An 8,100-nucleotide genomic window follows, 5' to 3' on the forward strand; every position below is an offset into this window, starting at 1 on the left:
CCGACAGGCCGATCAAACCGCCCGCGACCGCGAGAATATTCTTTACCCGGTGGCTCATCTCGTTGAGCACGAGGGTTTGATGTTCGCGGATGCGGACCTGGTCGCTGATGTCGCGCGCAATCTTCGAAGCGCCGATGATCCGCCCGGAACGATCACGCAATGGCGATACCGTCAGGGCAATCGGCACGAGCGTGCCATCTTTCCGCCGCCGCCACGTTTCGTAACGAGCAACCGGCGTACCGCTGCGGATCGAGGCGAGAATGGCCTCCTCCTCTTGCTGACGATCTTCCGGGATCAGAATCAACACCGGACGGCCGATGGCTTCAGCGGCGGTATAGCCGAACAACTGCTCGGCCGCTTTGTTCCAAGTGATGATGGTGCCAGTCAGGTCCTTGGAGATGATAGCGTCTTCGGAGCACTCGACAATCGCAGCAAGGCGCTGCTCGAGATAGGAGGCACGATTTTGCTCGCCAATATCTAGGATCACATTCACTCCGCCGATCAGCGTTTTTCCCTGAAACATGGGGGTGGCATAGATGAGGACGCGAACCAGTGTTCCGTCAGGTCCTTCGATACGGCCGTCCGCACCGCGAATAGGCCTTCGTTCCTTGAGCGCAATTGCTATCGGCGTATCGCGCATCGGTGTGCCATCAGCCCAATAAAGCGGGCGCGTATCGCTCCAGGCGCCGCCGGCCGGCTCGGCACCAAACAGCGCGACCGCGGCCGCGTTGAAGAACACGATCTTTCCGGCCGCATCCGTGGCATAAATCGCCATCGGCAGTGCATCAAATATGCATGCCAGCGGTCCCAATCCCGTGTCCACGCTGGCCAGCCAATCGACGCCCGCAAGCGCTTCCTCTCCCACTCCGATCGATGTCAGTTCCACCTTGCACCTTCTGAGGTCCGCCCGTATGACAGGACTGGGCGAGGACTGAATTCGCAGTCACTCTATCCGTTCGATGCGAATGCCGTCTCGGTGGCAACGGTTGGACGCTGTGACCATTTTGAGATCACAGTTGACGGCGTTCGCAAGGGCAAGGGGAACCGGCCGCATGTCTCATCGATTTTTCCTGCGAGACTTCACAATGGATGGCACGGATGCTCGGATGGGCTCTCACCTTTTTCATTTTGGCGCTGATTGCAGCGTTTCTTGGATTTTTCGCGATGGCAGGTCTCGCCGCGGAGATCGCCAAACTGCTTTTGGTCGCCTTCGTCGTGCTCTTGGCCATTAGCTTGATCACCGGGCGCACCCGCGGCACACCACCGATATAATATCCCGGAACCGCTCCCCAACCGGAGCGTTGTAGAACCTGCGAGCGGGAATTCGACACGGCCGCCCAGCCCCCTTCCCAAGACCGTTCGGGAGCCCGCTCGTTCCTCAACCTTCAAGCAAACCCCATGGCACGCAAGGCGCCGCCACGTTCCAAACCGGTGAAACGCGGCCCTCCCGAAGGTGCCCCGCCGCTATCGAACCGGCCGATCTGGTCGGGTAACCTCAGGCTGTCGCTGGTGAGCTGCCCGGTGGCGCTGTTCGGCGCGGTGAGCCGGCGGCGCGACATCTCCTTCCACCTGATCAATCCGGCCACGAACAATCGCATACGGATGGTTCCGACCGATCCCGACGCCGGACCGGTCAATCGCGCCGATCTGGTCAAAGGCTACGAGTTCGAAAAGGATCGCTACGCCATCGTCACCAATGACGAGCTGAGCGGCGTGCGGCTGGAGACCACCGACAACCTGGAGATCGAGCTGTTCGTCGACGCCGCCGCGATCGACCGGCTGTTCTGGAACGAGCCGTATTACCTGCTGCCGGAAGGCGATGCGGAAGCCTATAGCGTCATCCGCGAAGCCCTGGTCAAGACACAGCGCATCGCGCTCGGCCGCGTCGTGATGCACACCCGCGAGCGTTTGATGGCGGTGGAACCGTCCGGCAAGGGGCTGATCGGATATACCTTGCGAATGCGCGACGAGGTGGTCGATCCGATGACGGCGTTCGATCGCATTCCGGCCGACAAGCCCGATGCGCGCATGGTCGATATCGCCGAGCGCATCATCGAACAAAGTGAGGGCCCGTTCGACACCTCCACGTTCCGCGACCGCTACGAAGAGGCGTTGCGCGATCTGGTGCGGCGCAAGCAGGAGGGAAAAACCGTGCAAGCGCCGCACCCGGAACCGGCATCCAATGTCATCGACCTCATGGAAGCGCTTCGCCGCAGCCTGAAAAAGCCGGAAGCGCCCAAGAAGCCGGCGCCGAAGAAGCGCAAAGTCAGCCGGTGATGAACGACAGCGTCGAGAGATACACGAGCGTGAAGGTGACGAGGCCGAGAATGCCGCTGACGGTCAGGATGTAGGCTGCACGCGGCACATCGTTGCGACGGACGGCACGATAATGATCCATGCCACTCTCCCTTGAATTCCCACCGTCATGCAACGGTCGGAGTGTGTCACGGTTCCGCTCTGCCGGCACCATTCCGGTGAGGAACTGACGCCACGCACGGCGCGTTCTTCAACGTCAATCCCCCAAACGAGGTGCAATATGGCTTTGCAGAAAAGCGAACAGCTGTCGTCCCGCGAAACCGCCGGACTGATCGGCAGCGATAAGGTCGAAGGGACCGCCGTCTACCGCTCCAATGGCGATCGCATCGGCACCATCGACCGCCTGATGATCGATAAGCTGAGCGGCAAGGTCGGCTACGCGGTGATGAGCTTCGGCGGTTTCCTCGGCATCGGTGACGATCATTATCCGGTGCCGTGGTCGCTGTTGACTTATAATACCGATCTCGGCGGTTACGAGGTCAACATTTCCGACGCCCAGCTGCGCGGCGCGCCGCGTTTCGGCCAGGGCGAAGATTGGGCCCGCTACGATCGCGACCGCGAAACGGCGCTCTATTCCTATTACGGCGTCACGCCCTACTGGTGAGACGCACGGGTTCAGCCTGCCGGCACCAGCCAGTGCAGGCTGAACTGCCCGTCGCTCCAGACGGCGCGCGGCACGAATCCGGCCGCCAAGGCGAGATCCTCAAATTCCCCGATCGTGTATTTGTAGGAATTCTCGGTGTGGATGGGCTCGCCCGCTTCGAAGCGGACGGGGCGGCCGAGCACTTCCACCGTCTGGCCGATGCGGCTGACGAGATGCATTTCCACCCGCCGCATCACCGGATTGTAGAAGGCATAATGATCGAATGCCGCCGGATCGAAATCGGCGCCGAGCTCGCGATTGATCCGCATCAGGATGTTCTTGTTGAAGGCAGCGGTGATCCCGGCCGTGTCGTTGTAGGCGGCATGCAGAACCGCGGGCGCCTTGACCAGATCGACTCCGATCAGCAGCGCCCCGCCCGCCAGCGCCCCCCGCGCCCGCCTGAGGAACGCGACCGCATCGTCGGGATCGAAATTGCCGATGGTCGAACCCGGGAAGAAGCCGACCCGACGCTCACCGGCGTGGGCCTGCGGCAGATCGGCGACGGTGAAATCGGCGACCACCGGACGCACGGAAAGATCAGGCCAGCGCTCGCGCAGCGCCGCACTTTGCTGTTCGAGAAAATCGCCGGAAATGTCGATCGGGCGATAGGCGGCCGGCCGCACCAGCGCCGCCAACAAAAGCTCGATCTTCTTCAACGCGCCGGCACCGAATTCCACCAGCGTGACGCCCTCGCCCGCCAGATCGGCAATGGCGCGGGCGTGGCGTTTCAGCAGCGCGGTCTCAACCCGGGTCGGATAGTATTCGGGCAGCTCGCAAATCTCGTCGAACAGCAGCGAGCCGCGGGCGTCGTAAAGATATTTCGCCGGCAGCGATTTCGGCGCTGCGGATAGCCCGCTGATCACGTCGGCCGCAAACGGGCTCTCGCTCTGCCGCAAGGGATAGTTCATGCGTCCTCCGCCAGGCGAATGCCGCTGAATTGCCAGCGCGTCGCCGGCGGAAAGAAATTGCGATAGCTCGCCCGCAGATGCCCCGGCGGAGTCACGCACGAACCGCCGCGCAAAACCATCTGGCCGACCATGAACTTGCCGTTGTATTCCGCTGCGGCACCCGAGAAGGGGCGGAAGCCGGGATAGGGATCGTAGGATGAGCGCGTCCATTCCCAGGCGTCGCCGAACATCTGTTGACGCACGCCGACCTCTGCCGCGCGCGGCCTTAACGCGTCAATGGAAAGGAAATGGCCCGTCACCGGCAGATCGCGCGCCGCCGCTTCCCATTCGAATTCGGTCGGCAGCCGCTTGCCCGCCCACGCCGCATACGCCGCCGCTTCGTAGAAACTGACGTGCACCACCGGCTCGGCCGGATCGCGGGCGCGGATGCCGTGGAGCGTGAAGTGCGTGCCGTCGGGACGCCAATACAGCGGTGCCTGCCACGCCGCCGCCAACGCCCAGCCATCCGACAGCCAAAACTCGGGCCGGCGATAACCGCCGTCATCGATGAAATCCTGATATTCGCCGCAGGTGACGAGACGCGAGGCCAAGCGGAACGGCGCCACCATGACACTATGTTGCGGCCGCTCGTTGTCGAACGCGAAATCATCGCCGCTGGCGCCGATCGCCACCAAGCCGCCACCCGACTGCCACCACGACAACGGCGCCGCCGTGCGCGCCGGCACCGATCCCGTCGGACAATAGGCCGGTGCCAGCGGATTTTTCGAAAAGGCGTGCTTGATATCGGTAAGGATCAACTCCTGATGCTGCTGCTCATGGTTGAGACCGAGTTCGATCACTGCCGCCGTCTGCGGATCGCCGATCGCCTGGCGCATCGCGGCATCGACATGGGCGCGATAATCCAGCACCTCGCGCAGCGCCGGCCGCGACAGCAGCCCGCGCTCGGCCCGCAAATGCGGCGCGCCCAGACCGAGGTAATAGGAATTGAACAGCGCATCGAAGCGGGCATCGAAGACGCGATAGCCGGCACGACCGGCGAGGATCAGGCGTTCGAAAAACCACGTCGTGTGCGCCAGATGCCATTTGGTCGGGCTGGCATCCGCCATCGACTGGATCGCCTGATCCTCCGCCGACAGCGGCAGCGCCAGCGCTTCGGAAAGCGTCCTCACGGCAGTGTAGCGCCGCCGCAACCCGGCAATGTCGTCGATCTTGGTGTGCAGCATGGTATCCCGCCCAATCGGCATGGAACGCCCGCCGGGCGCCAAAGTTCCCTGGTGGCGTCCGGGAAGCGGCGGAACGAAGCCTTGGCGCGGGCCGTTCACTTCCGGAAAATCCAACCTTGGGAACGCCATGAAACACTTCGCCGCCATTGCCGTCTTCGCGCTGACCACTTCTGCCTTCGCCGCGACAGGCAGCGACTTCCTGATGGACGCCGCCAAAGGCGACAACGCCGAGATCATGATGGGCAAGCTCGCCATCCAGAAAGCCCAAAGCGCCGGCGTCAAGAAATTCGGCCAGACCCTGGTCACCGACCATACCAAGGGGAAAAACGAAGTGGCATCGCTGGCGACCTCGATGTCGGCCAACACGCCATCGGATGTGAAACCGGAGGCGCAGCAGGCTTACGACAAGCTGGCGCAGCTCAGCGGTGCCGAATTCGACCGCGAGTTCATCCATCACATGATCGAAGACCATCACAAGGATATCGCCGCCTTCACCAAGGAAGCCGCCGCCAAAGACGGCAAGGTCAGCGCGCTGGCGGCCAAACAGCTTCCGGTGCTGAAACGCCATCTCGCCATCGCGCAATCGCTGCAAGGATCGCGCATGGGCAGCATGCAAGGCATGCAGATGCCGCAGCGGCAGCCGTAGTCAAACAGGGCACCGGCGACGGTGCCCTCCTCGTTTGGGTCAGAACGACACTGCTGCCTGGGTGAGGCGCGCTTCCGGTTCGGTGACGTCATCCGGCTCGTGGAAACCGCACATCTCGGCCAGCGCCTCGGGATCGACCAGGGTGATGGTGGCGCGCTCGGTACGGACGAAATTCTTCCGCCTGAGGAGCTTGAAGGTGCGGTTGACATGCACCGCACTGAGCCCGAGCCCATCAGCCAGGGCCTCCTGCGTCAGCGGCAGTTGGAACGAGGTGCCGTCGGCCAGGCCGGTGCGCCGCAAGCGCGAATGGAATTCGAGCAGCAAATGGGCGACGCGCTCATACGCCTTCTGCCGGCCGATACGGGTGATCTGCGACAGCAGATAATGTTCTTCATGCACCTTCATCTTGCGGCAGGCCGCGGTCAGTTCGGGATAATCCGCCGGCCGATCCATCACCAGCGTGCGCAGCGCGCCGATTTCCATCGTCATCAGCCGCGTCAGCGAAGCATAGCCCGACAACGCGACCGGATCGGGCTCGAGCGACAAGCCCATCACGTCGCCGGGCAGATAATAGTTCAAAATCTGACGCCGGCCGTCACTGAGATAGCGCACGCGACAGGCCCAGCCGGAGCGGATCAGCTTGGGACGGTCGAGCGGATCGCCTTCGGAAATCAACCGCGCGCCGGGGCGATGGGTCTGGATGGCGCCAAGCTGGCGCACCAGCAGCGACGACTCCGCGCGCGACAGCGTAATGCCTCCGAACGTCAGGATGCCTCCGAAGGCGGCGGGAGCGTAACGATCGAGGTCAGCTTTCATGGGGCGACGCTGGTTTGTCAGTGTTACCACCGCATAAGCCGGCGACCGCATGATGGTTCCTCTGCATTTCGACTTTTTCGCGAAATCGCACGCCTGACAGCACCGTCACCACGGCGCAATTGGGAACACAATCCATGTCGTAGACGTTAGCCAGAACGGAGGAGACTGCGCGTGAAAAACGTTTTGATTACGGGGGGCGCGGGTTTCATCGGCTCCCATCTCGCCACCGAACTTCTGCACCACGGCTATCGCGTCCGCGTTCTGGATTCGCTCGAGGACCAGGTGCACCCCGGCGGCGTGCGGCCGATCTATCTCAGCAGCGACGTCGAATTCGTCCGCGGCGATGTCTGCGATGCCGATACTGTCCAGCGCACGCTGGAGGGCATCGACGCGGTCTGCCATCTGGCGGCAGCGGTCGGCGTCGGCCAGAGCATGTATGAAATCACCCGCTACACCGCGACCAACGAGCTCGGCACCGCGGTGCTGCTCGAAGCGATGATCCGGCGCGATATCAGCCACCTTCTGGTCGCCTCGTCGATGAGCATCTACGGCGAAGGCCTGGCCCGCCACGGCAAGACGCTGATCGAACCCGAGATCCGGTCGGCGGCCCAATTGAAGACCGGGCGCTGGGAACTGATGGCCGACGGTCGCGTGCTCGAACCGGTACCGACGCCTGAAACCAAAGCGCCATGCCTCAATTCCGTTTATGCCCTCAACAAATATGCGCAGGAGCGCATGTGCCTGATCTTCGGCGCGGCGTATCAGCGGCATGCGGTGGCGTTGCGCTTTTTCAACGTCTACGGGACGCATCAGGCACTGTCCAATCCCTATACCGGCGTGCTGGCGATCTTCGCCTCGCGCCTGCTCAACGGCCGCCCGCCGATGGTGTTCGAAGACGGCCGCCAACGCCGCGACTTCGTGCACGTCCGCGACGTCGCCCGCGCCTGTCGCATGGCGCTGGAATCTCCCGCCGCGGCCGGGCGCGCCTTCAACATCGGCTCCGGCCAGGACCGCGCCATCGCCGATGTCGCCGAGAACCTCGCCCGCGCCATGGGCCGCAACGACATCACCCCGCACATCACCGGAAAATCGCGCGCCGGCGATATCCGCCATTGCTTCGCCGATATCACCCTCGCCCGCGATACCTTCGATTTCACGCCGCAGGTCGATTTTGACGAAGCGCTGAGCGAACTGGTTGAATGGCTGTCGGGACAGGTGCCGATCGACAGTGTCGAACGCGCGACGGAAGAACTGCAGCGCCGCGGACTGGTGGCATGAGCGCGCCCGTCGTCCTTACCGGCGGCGCCGGTTTTCTCGGCACCAACCTCGCAGCCGCGTTGGCGCGTCGCGGTCAGCCGGTGGTGATCTTCGACAATCTGGCACGACCGCATGTCGAGAATAATTTGACCTGGCTGAAACAGCGTTATCCAGATCTCGTCCGCGTCAAGGTCGCCGATGTGCGCGATGCCGAGGCTGTTGCGGCGGCCATCGATGGCGCGCGCGCGGTGCTGCATCTGGCGGCGCAGGTCGCGGTCACCACCAGCCTCG

At 63.2% G+C, this 8,100-nt stretch carries 11 protein-coding genes; 6 read left to right on the forward strand and 5 right to left on the reverse strand.

Annotation, left to right across the window (positions count from 1 at the left end):
- Positions 1 to 886: PAS domain S-box protein (locus tag AC1P6P_RS17430; protein ID WP_481403718.1), on the reverse strand; the 886-nt coding region annotated here is incomplete at its 3' end.
- A 203-nt stretch (positions 887 to 1,089) separates the two neighbouring features.
- Between AC1P6P_RS17430 and AC1P6P_RS17435 the strand changes: the two genes are divergently transcribed.
- Positions 1,090 to 1,272 carry a DUF1328 domain-containing protein gene (locus AC1P6P_RS17435; protein ID WP_481403719.1) on the forward strand — a complete coding sequence of 61 codons (183 nt, stop codon included), beginning with the start codon at positions 1,090 to 1,092 and terminating at the stop codon, positions 1,270 to 1,272.
- Between the two features lie 126 nt (positions 1,273 to 1,398).
- A complete protein-coding gene (gene ku, locus AC1P6P_RS17440; RefSeq protein WP_481403720.1) occupies positions 1,399 to 2,277 on the forward strand; it encodes a non-homologous end joining protein Ku in 879 nt (292 codons plus the stop codon).
- Here the strand turns inward: ku and AC1P6P_RS17445 are convergent.
- Positions 2,267 to 2,398, reverse strand: coding sequence for a hypothetical protein (locus AC1P6P_RS17445; RefSeq protein ID WP_481403721.1), 132 nt, complete (start codon positions 2,396 to 2,398; stop codon positions 2,267 to 2,269). The two genes, ku and AC1P6P_RS17445, sit on opposite strands and share 11 nt — an antisense overlap.
- A gap of 138 nt (positions 2,399 to 2,536) precedes the next feature.
- Here AC1P6P_RS17445 and AC1P6P_RS17450 point away from each other — a divergent pair, with 138 nt between their 5' ends.
- Positions 2,537 to 2,920, forward strand: a complete 384-nt coding sequence (locus tag AC1P6P_RS17450; protein WP_481403722.1) for a PRC-barrel domain-containing protein — start codon at positions 2,537 to 2,539, stop codon at positions 2,918 to 2,920.
- A gap of 11 nt (positions 2,921 to 2,931) precedes the next feature.
- Here AC1P6P_RS17450 and egtD read toward each other — a convergent pair whose 3' ends face one another.
- Positions 2,932 to 3,867, reverse strand: a complete 936-nt coding sequence (gene egtD / locus AC1P6P_RS17455; protein ID WP_481403723.1) for an L-histidine N(alpha)-methyltransferase — start codon at positions 3,865 to 3,867, stop codon at positions 2,932 to 2,934.
- Positions 3,864 to 5,111 carry an ergothioneine biosynthesis protein EgtB gene (gene egtB, locus AC1P6P_RS17460; RefSeq protein ID WP_481403724.1) on the reverse strand — a complete coding sequence of 416 codons (1,248 nt, stop codon included), beginning with the start codon at positions 5,109 to 5,111 and terminating at the stop codon, positions 3,864 to 3,866. The genes egtD and egtB overlap by 4 nt, the downstream gene beginning before the upstream one ends.
- A 106-nt stretch (positions 5,112 to 5,217) precedes the next feature.
- On the opposite strand from egtB, the gene AC1P6P_RS17465 reads away from it, so the two are divergent.
- Positions 5,218 to 5,736 (forward strand): DUF4142 domain-containing protein, encoded by a 519-nt coding sequence (locus tag AC1P6P_RS17465; RefSeq protein ID WP_481403725.1) that lies wholly within the window; start codon positions 5,218 to 5,220, stop codon positions 5,734 to 5,736.
- A gap of 39 nt (positions 5,737 to 5,775) precedes the next feature.
- Here the strand turns inward: AC1P6P_RS17465 and AC1P6P_RS17470 are convergent, their stop codons facing one another.
- The gene (locus AC1P6P_RS17470; protein WP_481403726.1) at positions 5,776 to 6,552 is read right to left on the reverse strand and encodes a Crp/Fnr family transcriptional regulator; all 777 of its coding nucleotides are present in this window, start codon (positions 6,550 to 6,552) and stop codon (positions 5,776 to 5,778) included.
- A gap of 171 nt (positions 6,553 to 6,723) precedes the next feature.
- Here AC1P6P_RS17470 and AC1P6P_RS17475 point away from each other — a divergent pair, with 171 nt between their 5' ends.
- Positions 6,724 to 7,830: an NAD-dependent epimerase/dehydratase family protein gene (locus AC1P6P_RS17475; protein ID WP_481403727.1), complete on the forward strand. Its 1,107-nt coding sequence runs from the start codon at positions 6,724 to 6,726 to the stop codon at positions 7,828 to 7,830.
- On the forward strand, positions 7,827 to 8,100 hold a 274-nt coding region (locus AC1P6P_RS17480), incomplete at its 3' end, for an NAD-dependent epimerase/dehydratase family protein (RefSeq protein ID WP_481403728.1). The genes AC1P6P_RS17475 and AC1P6P_RS17480, both read left to right, overlap by 4 nt.

It is taken from the genome of Rhizomicrobium sp. (assembly GCF_056722145.1).